The sequence below is a fragment of the Aerococcaceae bacterium DSM 111021 genome (assembly GCA_020112395.1).
Classification (GTDB): Bacteria; Bacillota; Bacilli; order Lactobacillales; family Aerococcaceae; genus Ruoffia.
The window spans coordinates 191,052-209,215 of the sequence record JACCEK010000003.1 but is presented as its reverse complement, the minus strand read 5'-3'; the positions used below and the strand labels follow the sequence as shown (position 1 = coordinate 209,215).

The following is an 18,164-nucleotide window of genomic DNA, read 5'->3' as shown; positions in this document are numbered from 1 at the left end:
AGCCCAATAAAAAGAGACCTCCAAAGTTTTGATACATACTTTGAGGTCTGCTTTAAATCTTTTCTACTGCGTTTTCTTTCGCACAGGCATCCATACTTCACTATACGCATAATTTTCTTTTTCCTCATTCATTCTTGTAAACGAAAAACCTGGTGCTTGTATTACTTCATAATCAGAAACAGGCAACCATTCTGAATAAGTTTTTGCATAAGTCTCTTGTAACGTTTCTGGGAATGGACCTTGATTTGGAAATACTGCCCAAGTATAAGCCGGAACATCAATAACATCTAGAAGTTCACTCACATTTTCCTCCGTCGTTACCACACCAATTAAGTGTGTCAGCTCTCCCTCATCTTTCATAAAATCATGTTCGTGTTCATAAGACACATTTACAATTTCACAAGGTTCAAGATTTTGTAATTGGTGCATCATTTCTTTTTGCTCTTGGGTAATGCTTTGAGCCAATTCAACAATCGTATGATTTACACCTTCAAATTGCATAGGGACTCGTTTGCTTACTCCTGCAAATTTAAAGGCAGGCATCTCTACAATTTTATAATCCATACTTTCTCCTCCTTTGACATCAATAAAGAATGATAGTTTTGGAAACGACTTGTTTACACCCGTTTTCAAGACTTCTGAAGGCAAAAATCCACTCCAAGATTTAAACGCTCGAGTAAAACCATCCATTGATTCATACCCATACTTGAATGCCACATCAGTGACTCTCTCTTTATTTAATAAATCTTTGTTTGCTTCTGAAAGTTTTCTATTTCTTATGTATTCACTCAATGAAAAACCCGATAAATAATAAAAGATCTTTCGAAAATGATAATCTGAAACACCTGCATATTTTGATATCTCTTCAAGAGTAAGTTCTTCGGTTAAGTGATCTTCAATATAATCCACCACTTGATTTAGTTCTTTTAACATCGTTTCACTCCTTTCATAAATAGAGTATAGCAAAGGACATTTTAGGAAACTCGATAATTTTATAAGCAAAATTATCGAATGAAAGCATATTTTTAGATTTTAGGATTGGAAGGTTTAAACTATTTTTCTTAAAAAATGTAAAAAACATAAACTCGTCAATCATAACCCCCTTCTAATGGGTATGAGTAAATTAGTGTAAAAGTGACAATATCAATATTGTCGGCATTTTTAGAATAAACTATGATTTATTTAAATTTGGTTGCTTATCTTTTTCATAGTGAAGATCAAGCAATTAGCTCTTAATTGAAAATATTTTTATGATATAATTAACTTACAATATATATTTTTTTTGTTTAATAAGTAAATTTTTATAAAAATACTTATTTTTCATTGATATATTTTTATTGTTGAATAAATTCATATTTACTGAAAGGAGATAAGATATGTTACAAGATAAAATTAAAGAAGTTTTACAAGCAGTACTTCCAATATCACTCATTGTGTTAATCCTACATTTCTTTTTTGTACCTCTATCTGGGGAACAGCTTAGTTTATTTGCTATCGGAGCAGTGTTTGTTTTGTTCGGACTTGCGATTTTTCTTCTAGGTGTCGATGTTTCAATTAACCAAATGGGATATATATTAGGTCAAGGATTGACTAAACGAAAAAATATATTGCTTTTAATCGCCGGTGGACTTATCATTGGTTTTATTGTTTCGATTGCTGAACCTTCTTTGACAATTCTAGGTGGACAAATTGAAGAAATGTCACAAGCAGTTTTTGGCCAAATGCAAGTAATTATAGTCGTCTCTATAGGAGTAGCAGTTTTTCTTGCGATAGGAATGTTAAGAATTGCTTTTAGATGGAATATTTCATTAATTATGACACTTTTTTATGGTGCTATATTTATTATGAGTTTCTTTGTAGAAGAAGCAATCATATCATTTGCATTCGATTCGAGTGGAGCTACAACTGGAGCCTTAACTGTTCCGTTTATCCTAGCTTTGAGTTCAGGAATGGCTGCTCTTGGTTCTGGAACAGATTCTGAAGAATACAACTTTGGCTTAGTAGGAATTTCATCAGTGGGTCCTATTGTAGCAATGCTAATTCTAGGTGTTTTCTTTGATGGTAACCTATCTGGAAATTTTGTACCTGAGAACATTACAAATATTCCAATATTAAATATCGTTATTCAAGAATTAAATTCTAGTATTTGGCAAGTTATTGTTGGAGTTATTCCTATTGTTATTATATTCTTTTTATATCACTTTGTTTTTGAAAAACAATCAAAACAAATATTAAAAGATATTTCTTTTGGACTTAGCTATTTATCCATTGGACTTATTATATTTCTAGCTGGAGTTTCTATTGGCTTTATGCCCATCAGTCAATACTTAGGAGCAGAATTATTTGCAAATTACTCGACGTTTTGGGTAATATTGATTGGTTTCATATTAGGGGTTGTTGCGATTCTAGCTGAACCAGCAATATACGTCTTAATCAATCAAATCGAAGATATTACCGGGGGCGCGATTTCTAAAAAAATCGTCTTAGCAACTATCGCCTTAGGTGTTGGCTTAGCTATTGCTATCACCGTATATCGTGTTGTTACTCCGGATTTAAGATTATGGCATATTTTATTACCTGGTTATCTAATAACCTTAGGATTATCATGGGTCGTTCCTAAATTATTTGTGGGAATGGGGTTTGACTCTGGTGGTGTAGCGAGCGGGCCTATGACAGGAACTTTTATATTTGCCTTTATTCAGGGTATTGCAATTGCTTCGCCAACCGCAAATCCTGTCATTGATGCTTTTGGTATGATAGCATTAGTTGCCATGGTTCCGATTTTGTTTATTGAAATACTTGGGCTAGTGTACTTAATAGTAGAACGGAAACAAGAAGATTAACTATAGATTACTTAATTAGAGGTGAAAATTTTGACTTCAAACATAAAAAAAGATCCTTTGCTGATAGCATTTGCTGTTTTAAACGATGATATGGGCCAAGGTTTTATTAATGAGGGTATAAAGCAAGGTCTACAAGGTGGTTTAATTACGCCGGCTACGGGATTAATTGGTTCTGATATTTTGAATCTACTATCTATTCGTCACCGTAAGCGTGATGTTGCCATTTTCTTTGAAAAAGAAAGTATCTTAAGACCTGCTGTAAAATCATTGGTGAAAAAATACAATATGAATCGGCCCAATCACGGAATAATATTCATATTAGAAATTAATTTCTCTATGAATCGTGAGTATGCTCTCGAGGATAATCATTGGAACTCTGTTTCTAATACTCATCAATTATTGTTTATGACCTATAAACATGGACGTAACAAGGAAATTCTGGATTCTTTTAAAACTCTTGGCTATACTGGTGGAACATTCTTTACTAGTAAGGGAGATTTCGTAAACGAACGTCAAAAGATATTGGGGTTAAATGTATCTCCACAAAAAGATGTCATGCTGAGTGTCGTTGAAACTGACCGTTTACCAAATATTTATTCTGGTTTTGAAGATCATTTCCATGTAACAAATACAAAAGGTATGAAGCTATTATCAATGGATGTGAATTCCTTTAGTGAATCTGTCAATCCAAAAGCAGTGAATAATACATCAGAGTTATCTATGTTAATATCTATTGTAAGTAATGATTTAGAAGAGGAATATAGTCATATTATGAAGAAATTTAACATGAACGGCGGAACAAGTATACGTGGTTTTGGTTCAATTTCTCCAGAGAAAATTGAGAAAATTTTTAATATTAATGTCACCCCTCAAAAAAATATTTTATTTACGGTAGATAAAACCGAGAAAATAAATCAAGCATACTTGAATATTCTTGAGAATGACAAGCTGATGTCTGAGCATGTAGGTGTCTACTTTACCCTACCCCTAGTTGAAGCTTATGGACTATACAATCAAGATTAAATGATATATATAAGCTAATAATATTATGTTAAAGCGTAATATTATTAGCTTTTTTTTGTAAGAATAATTGTTTGACATCCTAAATTAATACGTGATAAATTATTATTACCGACAATGAATGGAGTAAACTTATGCAAAATGAAGAGAATATATTAGCAGTGAGCCGATATTTTAAAATACTCAGTGATTATAATCGCCTATCGATCCTTTACTTGCTTAAAGAACAAAAGCGGTCAGTCTCAGAAATAGTCGATAGCCTACAACTTGAACAATCTGCTGTGTCTCATCAATTGAAAATATTAAGAGACTCTCGCCTTGTTAAAGCAAAAAGAAGTGGTAAATCAATGATTTATGAATTAGATGACGACCATGTCTTTACGATTCTTCATCAAATCGTCAGTCACGTTCAAGAAAAATAATATAATCCCTCTCACTTTGGAAGGAATGAATCGATATGACAAAAGAATGGTTTGAATGGGCTAAAGAATTACAAGCTCTTTCGCAAACGGGACTTCATTATACAAAGGATGTCTATGATGAGGAACGTTTCCAAAGAATTAGAGAAATCAGTTGGCAAATGCTAGCTAGTCTCAATGAAAGTAATTTTGACGATATTAAAGCATTATTCCACAACGAAAGTGGCTATCAAACGCCTAAAGTTGATACACGTGCGGTCGTATGGAGAGATGATCGAATTCTTTTAGTACAAGAAAATGACGAACGCTGGGCCCTTCCAGGTGGATGGATGGATATTACGGAAACTGTCTCAACAAATGCTGAAAAAGAATTATTCGAAGAAGCTGGCGTTGTCGGTAAAGCTCAAAGAGTCATCGCAATTCATGATCATCACCGCCATAACGCTGTTAATCATGTTTTTACTATTATTAAAATATTTATGGAATGCTCATATATTAGTGGTGATTACTTACCGAACAATGAAACGATTGGGATGGCATATTTCGAGATAGACCAATTACCTACTTTAAACGAAGGAAAGACGTCATACGAACAGATTCAAATGTGCTGGAAAGCTCATTCTAATGACTCCTTTGAGATAGAATTTGATTAAGTTTTAAAATAACCATCCTTGCCGTCGCAAGAATGGTTATTTTTTAGTTTGGTAAATCGACAAAATGGGCTTGTCCTTTTTTAAACACAACAAGCTTAGATACGCCGTGATTTCTCAGTTTATTAAACGCATCATCGAATCGTAATTGATAATCTTCTGCAACATGTGCATCTGAACTCACCGTAAACATCTCTCCGCCGACGCTTTTGAATAAATCAATCGCATAGTCATACAGATGATCATTATCATAACGATACATACTACGCGTATTCAATTCCAATGCTTGGTTATTTTCCACCATTACTTTAAATATATTCGTTAATACTTCTTCACTTGAATATAAATCTTCGACACTGACATTATCATACCCTCTTAACCCAAAATCAAAATGCGCTAATACATTCGCGTATGGAGCGTGTTTAACAGCGTCTAACATCAAGCCAAAGTATTCCTCTAAGTGAGTCGTTAAGTCCTTCACATCGTGGTTTAAAGTCATAAAACCATGTCTGCCATTATGATGAATACTTAATAGTTTAATATCATACTCTTTCCCTTCCAAAAACGTCTCAATTTTCTTTCGGTCAGCATATGTAAATCCAATTTCAATCCCTTTAAGTAAACGATTATCATACTTTTTATTCAATGCTTCAATCACTTGGGCGTAGCCATCGTAATCTGGGATAACGTCATCATTTGATTGATGAGGGCTGAACAAATCAATATGTTCTGTTGTTACTACGGGTAGATTACTCTGGGATAAATAACGCTCAAACGTTTCTTTTGAATCGGGAGAAAAATATGTGTGTAAATGTTGGTCATAATATTGCATAGGAGCTCCTTTTCATCTAAATACTCTAAGTCACGTCAATGTTTAATTCCTCTTCATTATATAGAACTCGTCCATCTCGTTCCAAGTTGATGCTTATTGTCGTGTTTTATGTTAAGAATGCTGAATTATATATGTAAATGCGGAAGTGATTCGCATATTTCCAGGTAAGAGGGGAATTCATTATGCCCAGGAGAAAGTACTTAATATTTCATAATTTGTTTTATACTATCAAACTAAACGTACGAAAGAGTGAACTGGGTGAAACGATCTCACTGCAATAAGTATTTTATACTTTAACACACTATTCAACTACGCTCCAAATTCTGCCAAAATTAAAAAATCCGCTAGCCGAAACTAGCGGATCAATACACTGTTAAGCATCTTTTTTATTTACAAAGTAATCTCGTAATAAGATTACTGCCCCTAATAGTCCTACAACAGCAACTATAATGTATGAGCTATAACTCGTTCTACTCTCACCAGTATTTGGTAAAGTCGGTGCTGGATCTTCTTCATTATCATCTGGAATCGAACTAGATGTTGTACGTACTCCATATTCTTGTACCAAAACATAACTCAATTCCTCTAAATTCTCTTCACCATTTTGTAACCAAACCGAATACTCTTCCCATAATAATTCTTGATCAGTTACACGTTCAGTTAATGAAGCTTCCTCTAAGTTATATCGATTAATTAACTCTCCACGAATATAAGCTATCGTATCTTGGAATACTTCTGGATAATCTCGTAATGCCCAGTTAAAAGCAGTACTTGGGTCTCCACCTTCTTCATTAATTTGATCCGTATAGGCAATCCATGTTGTTTCAGATATAGCATCAAATTGTTCTGGTGTAATTGGCGTTGTTTCAATCATCACTGTTCTAATTCTTTCAAGATCAGTTTCACCAGGTGCTTCTTCATCTAAAATAACTCCATGCTCATCGATTAATCGCTCTGTTAACCTTGTAAAGTCTTCAGTATTACCTGATTCAATCCACACTGAGTATTCTAACCACAGTAAGTCGATATCTGATACTTCATTTAATGATTCTTCATTTAAACTATATTCTGAAACTAAAGTTCCTCGTATATTGTTTAAAGTTTCTTCAAATACTTCTGGAAAATCTTCAACTGCTCTATTATAAACAGTACTTGGATCTCCGCCACTTTCATTGACTTCATCCGCATATGCCAACCAATCTTCTGCTGGTATAGCATCGAATTGTTCAGATGTAACTGGAGTAGCTCCTATCATTGTTTCTTTTAAATTAGCTAAACGATCATCTTCACTTTCGTCTGCATATTCAACACCATACTCTTCAACTAATCCAGTTGCCAAGGCAGATAAGTCTTCTTGACCACCTGCATTCAACCAAGTCTGGTATTCTAACCATAATAAATCACGATGACTTACAGTATTCAGACTCTCTTCATCAAGATTATAACTTTCAACCATTGAGTTTCGATAGTGTGCAATTGCTGGTTCAAAAGCGATTGGATAATCTTCTAATGCCCAATTATAAACTGTACTTGGGTCTCCACCCTCATTACTCACTCGATCTGAATATTCCAACCAAGCTTCTTCTGGTATTTGCATAAATTGACTTTCAATTATCGGTGTCGCATCCAACATTGATTGTTTGATTGCTTCTATATCATTTTCATTGGTTTCACTTGAGGCTTGTACCTCTACAAGAGCCAAATTACTTGCTATCCCATTAGATGGTACTAAAGGTGCAATATTTGCCAGTGTAGCAATAGACATAACGGCGAGAAGTTTCTTATTGAATTTCGTATTGATTTTCATTTTAGATATCCTCCTTAAAGTAGATATACTTTTATACTTCTCTACAATTACATTATCCTTCATAAGTTTGATTATTCCATGAAAAATCACTTAAAATTCAACGTGTTTTTAGCATAAATTATATGAATTTCTCTGTAAATGCTCTAATATCTTGAAATATAATAATTTATAAAAAAAAGAGGCAACTAGCTTTACTAGTCGCCTCTTCTTATTAAATAATTAGATAATTATTTGTTATCTAAATTGTAGAATACATCAATTCCGTCGTATGCAGCAGAATCTGCTAACATGTCTTCGATACGTAATAATTGGTTGTATTTAGCAACACGGTCCGTACGTGATAAAGAACCAGTTTTGATTTGTCCAGCATTAGTTGCAACAGCAATATCAGAAATAGTCGTATCTTCTGTTTCACCTGAACGGTGAGAAATTACTGAAGTATAACCAGCTTTTTTAGCCATTTCAATAGCATCAAACGTTTCAGTTAATGTACCAATTTGGTTGATCTTGATTAAGATTGAGTTACCAACTTTTTCGTTGATTCCACGTGCTAAAACTTCAGTGTTAGTAACGAATAAATCGTCACCTACTAATTGAACTTTTTCCCCTAAACGTTCAGTAAGTAATTTCCATCCGTCCCAGTCGTTTTCATCCATACCATCTTCGATAGAGATGATTGGGTATTTGTTAACTAATTCTTCTAAGTAGTCAACTTGTTCTTTAGCAGAACGTTTAGCACCATTTTCACCTTCGAATTTAGCATAGTTGTATACGCCGTCTTCGTAGAATTCAGATGAAGCACAGTCAAATCCTAGGTAAACATCTTTACCTGGTTCTAAACCAGCTTTTTTGATAGCTTCTAAGATTGTTTCAACACCGTCTTCCGTTCCTTCGAAGCGAGGTGCGAATCCACCTTCATCACCAACAGATGTTTCTAAACCACGTGCGCTTAATAATGATTTAAGTGCGTGGAAAATTTCAGCACCCCAACGTAAAGCTTCTTTGAATGTTTCAGCTCCTGTTGGAATAATCATGAACTCTTGGAATGCGATTGGAGCATCCGAGTGAGATCCACCATTGATGATGTTCATCATTGGAGTTGGTAATAATTTAGTGTTGAATCCACCTAAGTATTGGTATAAAGGTACATTTAAGTAGTCAGCAGCTGCACGAGCAACAGCAATAGATACACCTAAGATAGCGTTAGCTCCTAATTTACCTTTGTTTGGAGTACCATCTAAATCGATCATTAATTTGTCAATTGCTTGTTGTTCTAAAACATCGTAACCTAATAATGCATCAGCAATTACGTTATTAACGTTATCTACAGCTTTAAGTACACCTTTACCTAAGTAACGATCTTTGTCTCCATCACGTAACTCAACAGCTTCGTGTTCACCAGTTGACGCACCAGAAGGTACGATTCCGCGACCAAAAGCACCGCTCTCTGTGTAAACTTCTACCTCAACAGTTGGGTTCCCACGTGAGTCTAAAACTTCTCTTGCATATACATCTGTAATAAATGGCATATAAAATTCTCCTCTTTAATTTGTTAGGCATGAACTTAATCAAAACCCTACTATTCTATTCTATAAATTATTCATTCAAAAAGCAAAACATATTAGGTGTTTTGCCTATTTAATTAAACTAGTACCTGTCATATCCTCAGGTTTAGCTACATCAAGCATATCAAGTAATGTTGGTGCTAAGTCTGCCAAGCGACCACCATCACGTAATTCTGCATCTTTCTTTGTAACAATAACTGGTACTGGGTTCGTTGTGTGAGCTGTCATTGGGTTTCCTTCGATATCTACAACTTCGTCAGAGTTACCGTGGTCAGCTGTAATAATCGCAGCTCCACCTTTTTCAATAATTAAATCAACAACTGCCCCTAAACATTCGTCTACTGCTTCAATTGCTTTTATAGTAGGCTCTAACATACCACTATGTCCAACCATATCAGGGTTAGCAAAGTTTAAGATGATAGCATCTATCTTATCTTCATTGATCTTATTCACTAAAGCTTCTTTAACTTCGTAAGCTGACATTTCTGGTTTTAAGTCGTAAGTAGCAACTTTAGGAGAAGGGATTAAAATACGTTCTTCACCTGCGTATTCTTCATGACGTCCACCACTCATAAAGAATGTTACGTGAGGGTATTTTTCAGTCTCAGCAATTCTTAACTGAGTCTTACCTGCATCCGCTAAAACTTCTCCGACAGTATTAACTAAGTCATCTTTCTTGAAAGCAACTTCAGCTAAAACAGTATCACTATATGGCGTAAATGAAGTCATGTAATTGTCTTTAGTTGTTTCTCCACGATCAAATTCATTAAATCCAGGATTTGATAATGCAGTAGCTAATTGAATCGCGCGGTCAGGTCTAAAGTTAAAGAAGACAACAGAGTCTCCATCATTCAGTGTCCCAACAGGTTTATTGTTCTCATCTTCGATAGTAAAAGGCACTACGAATTCATCAGCAACTTGCTCGTCATAAGAACGCTCAACGCCTTCTTTAGCTGAAGAAGCATTTCTACCTTCACCATGCACAATTGCGTCATATGCTAACTGAACGCGTTCCCAACGGTTATCACGATCCATTGCATAGTAACGACCTGAAATTGTAGCGAATTGCCCTACTCCAATTTCTTTAAATGCTTTCTCTGAATCTTCAATGTATTTCAATGATGTTTTCGGTCCAACATCACGTCCATCTAAGAATCCATGAACATATACTTTTTCTAAACCGTGTTTTTTAGCTAATTTAACTAGAGCAATTAAATGCTCATAATGAGAGTGGACACCACCATCAGATAATAACCCCATCAAGTGTAATGCAGTCCCTTTAGCTTTCGCTTCTTCAACTGCTTTAACTAATTCTGGGACTTCGTAAAATGATTCGTCTTCAATCGCTAAGTTAATACGAGTTAAAGATTGATACACGATACGACCTGCACCAATGTTCAAGTGACCAACTTCAGAGTTCCCCATTTGACCATCAGGTAAGCCTACGTCATGCCCTGATGCTTTTAATTGGTTATGTGGAAACTGATTCCAATAACGATCAAAGTTAGGTTTTTTCGCTGCTTTTACCGCATTACCACTAACTTCATCGCGAATCGCGAATCCGTCTAAGATAATTAAGGCATATGGGACTTTACTCATTATTTTACAGCCTCCAATAAATCGATGAATGAATCAGCTTCTAAACTTGCTCCACCAACTAATGCACCGTCAATATGTTCTTGTGCCATATATTCAGCGATATTGTTTGGCTTAACAGATCCACCGTATTGAATACGTACTTTTTCAGCAGTTGCTTCTGAAGTTACTTCAGCAATTGCTTTACGTACTACTCCACAAGTTTCGTTTGCTAATTCAGCAGATGATGATTTACCAGTTCCGATTGCCCAGATAGGCTCGTAAGCAACAACTGATGAAGCGATTTGCTCTTCAGTTAAACCTTCTAAAGCTGCTTTAACTTGACCAGATACGAACTCAGCAGTTTCTCCAGCTTCACGTTGTTCTAGTGTTTCACCACAACAAATGATTGGTAACATACCGTTACGTAAAATTGCTTTTGCTTTTTTGTTAATGTCTTGATCAGTTTCTCCAAAGTATTCTCTACGTTCAGAGTGTCCGATAATTACATATTCAACACCTAAATCAGCAAGAGCTTTAGGACTTGTTTCACCAGTAAAAGCACCTTCATCTTCGAAGTAGCTGTTTTGAGCAGCAGTTCTTAACTCTGTACCTTCGCTTAAGCGTTTAATTGTTTCTAAAAACAGTGCTGGTGCACCTACTACTGAATCAACAGCATCTGCAGAAGGAATTCTTCCTTTAACAGCTTCAACAAAATCAGCAGCTTCTTGAGCAGTTTTGTTCATTTTCCAGTTACCAGCAATAATTGGTTTACGTGACATAAATTATATTCTCCTTAATTTAAAGACTATTAGTTATTTTTCATCAATGGCTGTAACACCAGGTAATTCAGTTCCTTCAAGATAGTTTAATGAAGCTCCTCCACCTGTTGAGATGTGTGAGAATTTATCTTCATAACCTAATTGAGCAACAGCTGTTGCTGAATCTCCACCACCAACGATTGTAGTAGCGTCTTCAAGGTTAGCAATAGCTTCACAAACACCAATTGTACCTTGAGCGAAAGATTCCATCTCGAATACACCCATTGGTCCGTTCCATACTACTGTCTTAGCATCTTTTAATACATCTTCAAATACTTTAACTGATTCTGGTCCGCAGTCTAATCCTTGCCAGTCAGCAGGAATATCATCAACTGAAACAACATCAGTGTTAGCTTCGTTAGAGAAGTCATCAGCAATAACAACATCTACTGGTAAAACAATCTTATCTCCAGCAGTTTCTAACAATGCTTTAGCTAAAGGAATACGGTCTTCTTCTAATAAAGATGTACCAACTTCTTTTCCTTGTGCTTTTAAGAATGTATAAGCCATTCCTCCACCGATAATTACTTTATCAGCTTTTTCTAATAAAGATTCAATTACTTTAATCTTATCAGATACTTTCGCACCACCTAAGATTGCTACAAACGGGCGAACTGGTTTATCAACAGCTTCACCTAAGAATTTCAATTCTTTTTCTACTAAGAATCCTACTGCTGATTCTAAGTTTGATGCAATTCCTACGTTAGAAGCGTGAGCACGGTGAGTCGTTCCAAATGCATCGTTAACGAATAAGTCACCTAATGACGCCCAGTATTTACCTAATTCAGGATCATTTCCAGACTCTTTCTTACCTTCTAAATCTTCGTAGCGTGTGTTTTGAACTAATAAAACGCCGCCTTCAGATAAGTTAGCTACAGCTTGTTCAAGTTCTTCTCCACGTGTTTTGTCTGAGAAAAGAACATCTTTATTTAATAACTCGCTTAAACGCTTAGCAACTGCTTCTAAACTATTGTTAGCTTTATCTTCCTCAGTTTTAATACGTCCTAAGTGAGAAAATAATACAACTTTTGCATTGTTTTCTAATAAGAAGTTGATTGTTGGTAAAGCTGCTTCGATACGGTTATCGTTAGTAATCTTTCCGTCAGCCATAGGTACGTTAAAATCAACGCGGACTAAGACTGTCTTACCATTCACTTGAATATCATTTAAAGTTTTCTTTGCCATTATATATCCTCCTATATAAAGTACTTAAAAAATAATAGCGGGGAAGCGTCAGCCTCCCCGCTATTTTGGATAGACGCTTAGGTATAAACGCTATGCAATTAATTATAAATTAGCGAAGTATTCTAAAGTACGAACCATGTTTCCTACGAAACCAGCTTCGTTATCATACCAAGCAACAGTCTTAACTAATTGAGATCCATCTTTAGCTTCTTGAATTTCAGTTAATGTAGCATCAAAGATTGATCCTGCATGTGTCGAAATAATGTCAGCAGAAACGATTTCATCTTCATTGTATGCAAATGAGTCGTTTGAAGCTTTTTTCATAGCTGCGTTGATTTCTTCAACAGTTGTGTTTTTCTCTAATAAAGTATAGAAGATTGTATGTGAACCAGTGATTGTTGGTACACGTAAAGCTGAACCATCTAATAATCCGTTAACTTCTGGGATTACTTTACCGATTGCTTTAGCAGCACCAGTAGATGATGGGATGATGTTTTGTGCAGCTGCACGTCCATCACGGAAGCTTCCGCTTGGGCTATCTTGTAATACTTGTGTAGCAGTGTAAGCATGAACTGTAACCATGTTACCAGCTTTAATTCCGTATTCGTTATGTAAAACATTAACTACTGGAGCTAATGAGTTAGTTGTACAAGATGCAGCAGATACGATAACGTCTTCTGAAGTTAAGATATCTTCGTTAACACCGAATACAACTGTTTTAGTATCAGCATCTTTAGCTGGAGCAGAGATAACAACACGTTTAGCACCTGCATTGATATGTGCTTGTGATTTTTCTGCTGAAGTATAGAATCCAGTACTTTCGATTACGATGTCAACACCTAGGTCTCCCCATGGTAAGTTGTTTGCATCTTTTTCTGCAAATACTTTAATTTCTTTACCATCTACAACTAAACTTTCACCTTGTAATTCAACATCATGGTCAAAACGTCCGTGAGCTGTATCATATTTTAATAAATATGCTAAGTTATCGTTATCAGTTAAATCGTTAACTGCAACTACCTCTAAATCTGAATTAGTTTCTAAGATACGACGGAATACTAAACGTCCGATACGTCCAAAACCATTAATACCAACTTTTACTGCCATAAAAAAATTCCTCCTTAAGGATTTTATTTCAAAGGGTCTCCCCATTTAAAACCATATTTGCTAAACCTTCATCACAAATTAACCATCCGTGATTAGGTGCTTTTTGAAAGAACGCTTCTACAGCTTTCGCCTTAGAAGATCCTCCCACTATTGTAAGTAACAAAGGTATATTTGTTAAATCTTTCAATTTCAAACCTATCCTAGGATAACGTAATACCGTTTCTCCGTAAGTATCGAAAAATATACCAAATGCTTCCCCAACGGCGTGACCATTTTCTATTATTTCTTGTTGTTCACTAGTAATATCTCTACGTTCTGCCATTACATTAGCAGTTCCAATGCTTAATAACAAACAATTTGCACTCTTACTCATATCAATAACCCCTTTAATCAGCGGGTCTTTGAGCAATATTTCTGATGTTTCTTTCCCCAAATTCTCAGGAATAAACAACGGAATATAATTAGAATTTGTTCGTTGAGCCATTAAACTACCTACACTGTTAGATTGAATATTAATTGAATTACCCAATCCGCCTCGTGAAGGAACAAATGTAATACTTCTACCATCTGATAATTCTGGAGTGAATGAATCCCCAACTTTTGACAGTGTGGATCCACCTGTTACAGCAATAACATTATCGCCTTTAGGTAAATGTTTGTCTAAAACCATTTGTGCAACTTGTCCCATGAATTGGTACACAGACGAATCTATGTCCGCATCACCCGGTACAATTCGACAATGATCTATATTAAGCTTTCTCTTAACAGCTTCTTCAAGTTCGTAAAACTTATGTTGTTTCTGATTAAGCAAATGCTCATCGATCATCACAACTAAGTCACTACCTTGTTGAGTCAATTTTACTCCACTTCGATTAACCGATACTAATGAATTACTTTTTAACATCTCTAATATCGTTCGAACAGTTCGTTCAGAAAAATTAGTCTGTTGTGAAATAAACTTGCGACCTACACGTTTGTTTTCATTATCCAAAACTCGTAAGGCTGCTAACCTTTCAGCTAACAAGTCACTTACTTCAGGAACAACTGACTGAATAATTGAGAATATATCGGCCATTAATTCCCTCCTCGATGGTCAAGTAGCGACCAATACATATAGAGTTCTAACTCACTCAAAAATATCCAAATGAGTCTCACACCATGAAGTTATAATACCATGACTTAGGTGATTATGCAACTCAAAAGAGTCAATTAGTCACTATCAATTCTCTTGGCGGGTCAATAGACGTCCATCATAGTTATGATATTCCTCAAACAGTGGACGTAAAGATAAAAAAACACGCCCATACAATGATATTATCGCATAAATCACTTTGATTTTGCGAGTAATAACCATTGAATAGGCGTACTTTTTAATGTTTTATGTTGAATAATCTGATTACTTATTATTTAAAGCCTTCGTGCTTTCCATAACTCCATCAATTAATCCATATTCAAGTGCTTCTTCAGCTGTCTTGAAATTGTCTCGATCTGTATCTTTTTCAATAACTTCAATAGGTTGCCCAGTTTTGTCACTTAAGATTTTGTTTAGACGCTCACGCGTTTTTAAAATATGACGTGCAGCAATTTCAATCTCTGTTGCTTGTCCTTGAGCTCCACCTAAAGGTTGATGAATCATTACTTCGGCATTTGGTAAAGCCCAACGCTTCCCTTTAGTTCCAGCTGCTAATAATACAGAAGCCATTGAAGCTGCCATTCCGATTACAATTGTTTGGACATCAGCGTTTATGAAGTTCATCGTATCGTACATCGCCATACCTGATGTTACACTACCACCTGGTGAGTTGATATATAAGAAGATATCTTTTTCTGGATCTTGTGCATCCAAGAATAATAACTGTGCAATCACTGAGTTAGCCACGTTATCATCAATTGGTCCACTTAACATAATGATTCTGTCTTTTAATAAACGTGAATAAATATCATAAGCACGTTCTCCACGTGATGTTTGTTCTATTACTGTAGGTACTAAATTCATAGTATTCCTCCTTCATGAATTTAAAGCTGTTAAACAACTTTCTAACCAAGTATAACTCATAGGTCAATAAAGGTCAATAATTATACTCAGATAGATACGTCTGTCGTTGTTGGCTTTATTTGTGTGATATCGGCATGAATATCAATCACTACTCTTTCAGGATTGAATATAATTCATACCATTCCATACATTTAATGTTCACTTTAATTTAATCGGTCCTCAATTACAAGTTAAACAAAAAGAGAAGCTGAGCATAATACTCAGCTTCTCCGTTAATGTCATTATGTCAAAATTATTCAGCAGACTCTTCAGACGACTCTTCCGAACTTTCTTCAGTTGTTTCTTCCTCAGATGATTCTTCTTCTGTTGTAGTTTCTTCAGAACTTTCTACTGAGCTCTCTTCAGATGATTCTTCCGTAGTTGATTCCTCTGACTCTTCTGTAACAGCTTCTTCTGAGTCTTCTTCTGTAGTAGCTTCTCCACCTTTAGTAATTCCAAATGAGTGAATTAGAGTTACAGTACGTTCTTCACCTTCATGTAAGTTACCTTCGATTTGGTAAATATCTACCCTTAATTCATCTCCACTTACAGTATATGCTGCAAAGTTTTGCACAGCAGAATCCCGATTGTTTGAATGGCTTGTTTCAAACGCGTCTGATTCTTGAGGTTGATCACCAAACGCGAATAAGTTGTTATAGTAATCCACATCTTCTTGAGTCATCCAATCTAAATTAGGACGAACAGCATGTAAATGCTCTACCCCTTTAGAGTAAACATCGTCATACTCTTTTGTTCCACCCGTATTCGGTAAGACAAAGATTGTACCTTGTGGATTTACGTAGTATTCTACGTCGCCTTCTGTCGTAGTTTCAGCTTCATCTACAACACCGTTTGAGAAGTTCTCATCAGTTGGTACGTAATTCAATGGTTTAGTACGTGAAATAACATGATCATGACCTTGTAGTGCTAAATCAACATCTAATTCATCAATTAATTCCATGAATTCTTCACGAACTAATTGAACATCCGTATCTTGTAATGAGTGATAAGACTTAGAGTATAGTGGTTTATGATAAGATAACACTACCCATTCAGCACCGTTAGCACGTGCTTCTTCTACATCTTGTTTAATCCAATCAATCTGCTCTTGCCCTAAAGCTTTCCCTTCAGGGTTATCTTCTGATTCTTTATTATCGTTCGTATTTGCTACAACAAAGTGAACACCGTTGTAATCGAATGAATAATAAGAACCACCATTTACAGCATCATTTTCTGTTGGTACGTTAATATGTTCGTTAAATTTAGTAGTTAATTGAGGATCACCATATACCAATGAATATTCATCGTGATTTCCTGGCGCAACAGCGAATGGAACTTGTAATAGCGACTCTTTAGATTGCTCTAAAATATCTACCCACTCATCTTCAACTTCAGCTACCTCAACCACATCGCCTGTATGTAAAACAAAATCAGCTTCTGTCTCTTCTAACGCTGTAGCTACTGTATCAGCTCCAAATGCTGCTTCATTATAAACATGTTCATTCCAATAAGCATTTTGTGTATCTGTATATTGTACGAAAGTAAACTCTTCTCCAGCTTCACCAGCTGTCGTAAATGTCCCAGTTTCACTTGTTTCCCCTGCTTCACTACCAACTTGATAGTAATACGTAGTGTTAGCTTCTAAGCCCTCAGCGATAGCTTTATATGAGTATTCAGTCACCTCAATTAAATCCATCGAACCTACAGCTGAACCTGATGTCCATTCTGGTCCAGATACTTGCTCATCTGTATAATATCCATTTACTTGTGGCTCACCACTATCATCTGTTATAACTTCGCCTTCTTCATCATAAGCAATGTCAGCAAAGATGTAATAGCCATCTTCATCACGCTCACCGTAAGTACTCACAACTTCTTCTGCAGTCGCTTCAAATTCTAAGGCATCACTTAAATCTTCATTAGTCGAAACCCATACTTTAGCATCTTCTGCTAATTCAGTTGTATACCAGTTGAATCCCATTTGCTTACTAGTATCGCCATTAAACGTTGTGATTAGACGGTTAGGCGTATTGTTGGGTGCAACTTCTGCTACCGTTGGTTTTTCTTCACTTAATTCTATATCTTGAGCCATGGTTGCTACTGGTGACAGTAATTGAGCTGCTAGTAAAGATCCTGTGATTAATTTCTTAAGACTTAAATTTTTCATTCTTTTAAATCCTCCTCATAATTTTATAAGCTGAGCTAGAACGCTTATAAATACATCTTAACAAGCGAGTGTAAATAGAATGTAAATTCTTTGTAAATTATATGTAAATTTTCAAATTTACGTTTAAAAGTCATTAAA

At 35.5% G+C, this 18,164-nt stretch carries 15 protein-coding genes; 4 read left to right on the top strand and 11 right to left on the bottom strand.

Translation table 11 applies throughout. The features are described from left to right. Positions 1-63 precede the first annotated feature (63 nt). Positions 64-933, bottom strand: coding sequence for an AraC family transcriptional regulator (locus HYQ40_10715; GenBank protein ID MBZ6528235.1), 870 nt, complete (start codon positions 931-933; stop codon positions 64-66). A 443-nt stretch (positions 934-1,376) separates the two neighbouring features. Between HYQ40_10715 and HYQ40_10710 the strand changes: the two genes are divergently transcribed. The 4 genes from HYQ40_10710 to HYQ40_10695 all read left to right on the top strand — a co-directional run bounded on the left by HYQ40_10710 (position 1,377) and on the right by HYQ40_10695 (position 4,935). Continuing rightward, the gene (locus tag HYQ40_10710) at positions 1,377-2,843 is read left to right on the top strand and encodes a DUF1538 domain-containing protein (protein ID MBZ6528234.1); all 1,467 of its coding nucleotides are present in this window, start codon (positions 1,377-1,379) and stop codon (positions 2,841-2,843) included. 30 nt (positions 2,844-2,873) lie between these two features. Further along, on the top strand, positions 2,874-3,866 hold the full coding sequence (locus HYQ40_10705) for a hypothetical protein (GenBank protein ID MBZ6528233.1): 993 nt from the start codon (positions 2,874-2,876) through the stop codon (positions 3,864-3,866). A gap of 131 nt (positions 3,867-3,997) precedes the next feature. Beyond that, the gene (locus HYQ40_10700) at positions 3,998-4,285 is read left to right on the top strand and encodes a winged helix-turn-helix transcriptional regulator (protein MBZ6528232.1); all 288 of its coding nucleotides are present in this window, start codon (positions 3,998-4,000) and stop codon (positions 4,283-4,285) included. Between the two features lie 35 nt (positions 4,286-4,320). Further along, positions 4,321-4,935 (top strand): NUDIX hydrolase N-terminal domain-containing protein, encoded by a 615-nt coding sequence (locus HYQ40_10695; GenBank protein ID MBZ6528231.1) that lies wholly within the window; start codon positions 4,321-4,323, stop codon positions 4,933-4,935. Between the two features lie 43 nt (positions 4,936-4,978). Here HYQ40_10695 and HYQ40_10690 read toward each other — a convergent pair whose 3' ends face one another. The 10 genes from HYQ40_10690 to HYQ40_10645 all read right to left on the bottom strand — a co-directional run bounded on the left by HYQ40_10690 (position 4,979) and on the right by HYQ40_10645 (position 18,026). Further along, positions 4,979-5,764, bottom strand: coding sequence for a hypothetical protein (locus tag HYQ40_10690; GenBank protein MBZ6528230.1), 786 nt, complete (start codon positions 5,762-5,764; stop codon positions 4,979-4,981). A 373-nt stretch (positions 5,765-6,137) separates the two neighbouring features. Then, complete coding sequence (locus HYQ40_10685) at positions 6,138-7,571, bottom strand: LPXTG cell wall anchor domain-containing protein (protein MBZ6528229.1); 1,434 nt, start codon at positions 7,569-7,571, stop codon at positions 6,138-6,140. 227 nt (positions 7,572-7,798) lie between these two features. Next, positions 7,799-9,100, bottom strand: a complete 1,302-nt coding sequence (gene eno / locus HYQ40_10680) for a phosphopyruvate hydratase (GenBank protein MBZ6528228.1) — start codon at positions 9,098-9,100, stop codon at positions 7,799-7,801. A 105-nt stretch (positions 9,101-9,205) separates the two neighbouring features. Further along, complete coding sequence (locus HYQ40_10675) at positions 9,206-10,735, bottom strand: 2,3-bisphosphoglycerate-independent phosphoglycerate mutase (protein MBZ6528227.1); 1,530 nt, start codon at positions 10,733-10,735, stop codon at positions 9,206-9,208. After that, complete coding sequence (locus tag HYQ40_10670) at positions 10,735-11,493, bottom strand: triose-phosphate isomerase (protein ID MBZ6528226.1); 759 nt, start codon at positions 11,491-11,493, stop codon at positions 10,735-10,737. Before HYQ40_10670 ends, HYQ40_10675 begins: the two co-directional genes overlap by 1 nt. A gap of 33 nt (positions 11,494-11,526) precedes the next feature. After that, on the bottom strand, positions 11,527-12,717 hold the full coding sequence (locus tag HYQ40_10665) for a phosphoglycerate kinase (GenBank protein ID MBZ6528225.1): 1,191 nt from the start codon (positions 12,715-12,717) through the stop codon (positions 11,527-11,529). Between the two features lie 102 nt (positions 12,718-12,819). Continuing rightward, the gene (gap, locus tag HYQ40_10660) at positions 12,820-13,824 is read right to left on the bottom strand and encodes a type I glyceraldehyde-3-phosphate dehydrogenase (GenBank protein ID MBZ6528224.1); all 1,005 of its coding nucleotides are present in this window, start codon (positions 13,822-13,824) and stop codon (positions 12,820-12,822) included. A gap of 28 nt (positions 13,825-13,852) precedes the next feature. Continuing rightward, on the bottom strand, positions 13,853-14,899 hold the full coding sequence (locus HYQ40_10655) for a SorC family transcriptional regulator (GenBank protein MBZ6528223.1): 1,047 nt from the start codon (positions 14,897-14,899) through the stop codon (positions 13,853-13,855). A gap of 321 nt (positions 14,900-15,220) precedes the next feature. Next, positions 15,221-15,820 (bottom strand): ATP-dependent Clp endopeptidase proteolytic subunit ClpP, encoded by a 600-nt coding sequence (gene clpP / locus HYQ40_10650; GenBank protein ID MBZ6528222.1) that lies wholly within the window; start codon positions 15,818-15,820, stop codon positions 15,221-15,223. Positions 15,821-16,112: 292 nt separating this feature from the next. Beyond that, positions 16,113-18,026 carry a metallophosphoesterase family protein gene (locus HYQ40_10645; GenBank protein MBZ6528221.1) on the bottom strand — a complete coding sequence of 638 codons (1,914 nt, stop codon included), beginning with the start codon at positions 18,024-18,026 and terminating at the stop codon, positions 16,113-16,115. Positions 18,027-18,164: the final 138 nt, after the last annotated feature.

Bases quoted from the DNA above. Each gene is read 5' to 3' on its own strand.
- HYQ40_10670 (MBZ6528226.1), bottom strand. From the start codon at position 11,493: ATGTCACGTAAACCAATTATTGCTGGTAACTGGAAAATGAACAAAACT.
- clpP (MBZ6528222.1), bottom strand. From the start codon at position 15,820: ATGAATTTAGTACCTACAGTAATAGAACAAACATCACGTGGAGAACGT.
- HYQ40_10665 (MBZ6528225.1), bottom strand. From the start codon at position 12,717: ATGGCAAAGAAAACTTTAAATGATATTCAAGTGAATGGTAAGACAGTC.
- HYQ40_10675 (MBZ6528227.1), bottom strand. From the start codon at position 10,735: ATGAGTAAAGTCCCATATGCCTTAATTATCTTAGACGGATTCGCGATT.
- eno (MBZ6528228.1), bottom strand. From the start codon at position 9,100: ATGCCATTTATTACAGATGTATATGCAAGAGAAGTTTTAGACTCACGT.
- HYQ40_10645 (MBZ6528221.1), bottom strand. From the start codon at position 18,026: ATGAAAAATTTAAGTCTTAAGAAATTAATCACAGGATCTTTACTAGCA.
- HYQ40_10715 (MBZ6528235.1), bottom strand. From the start codon at position 933: ATGTTAAAAGAACTAAATCAAGTGGTGGATTATATTGAAGATCACTTA.
- HYQ40_10695 (MBZ6528231.1), top strand. From the start codon at position 4,321: ATGACAAAAGAATGGTTTGAATGGGCTAAAGAATTACAAGCTCTTTCG.
- HYQ40_10685 (MBZ6528229.1), bottom strand. From the start codon at position 7,571: ATGAAAATCAATACGAAATTCAATAAGAAACTTCTCGCCGTTATGTCT.
- HYQ40_10690 (MBZ6528230.1), bottom strand. From the start codon at position 5,764: ATGCAATATTATGACCAACATTTACACACATATTTTTCTCCCGATTCA.
- HYQ40_10700 (MBZ6528232.1), top strand. From the start codon at position 3,998: ATGCAAAATGAAGAGAATATATTAGCAGTGAGCCGATATTTTAAAATA.
- HYQ40_10710 (MBZ6528234.1), top strand. From the start codon at position 1,377: ATGTTACAAGATAAAATTAAAGAAGTTTTACAAGCAGTACTTCCAATA.
- gap (MBZ6528224.1), bottom strand. From the start codon at position 13,824: ATGGCAGTAAAAGTTGGTATTAATGGTTTTGGACGTATCGGACGTTTA.
- HYQ40_10655 (MBZ6528223.1), bottom strand. From the start codon at position 14,899: ATGGCCGATATATTCTCAATTATTCAGTCAGTTGTTCCTGAAGTAAGT.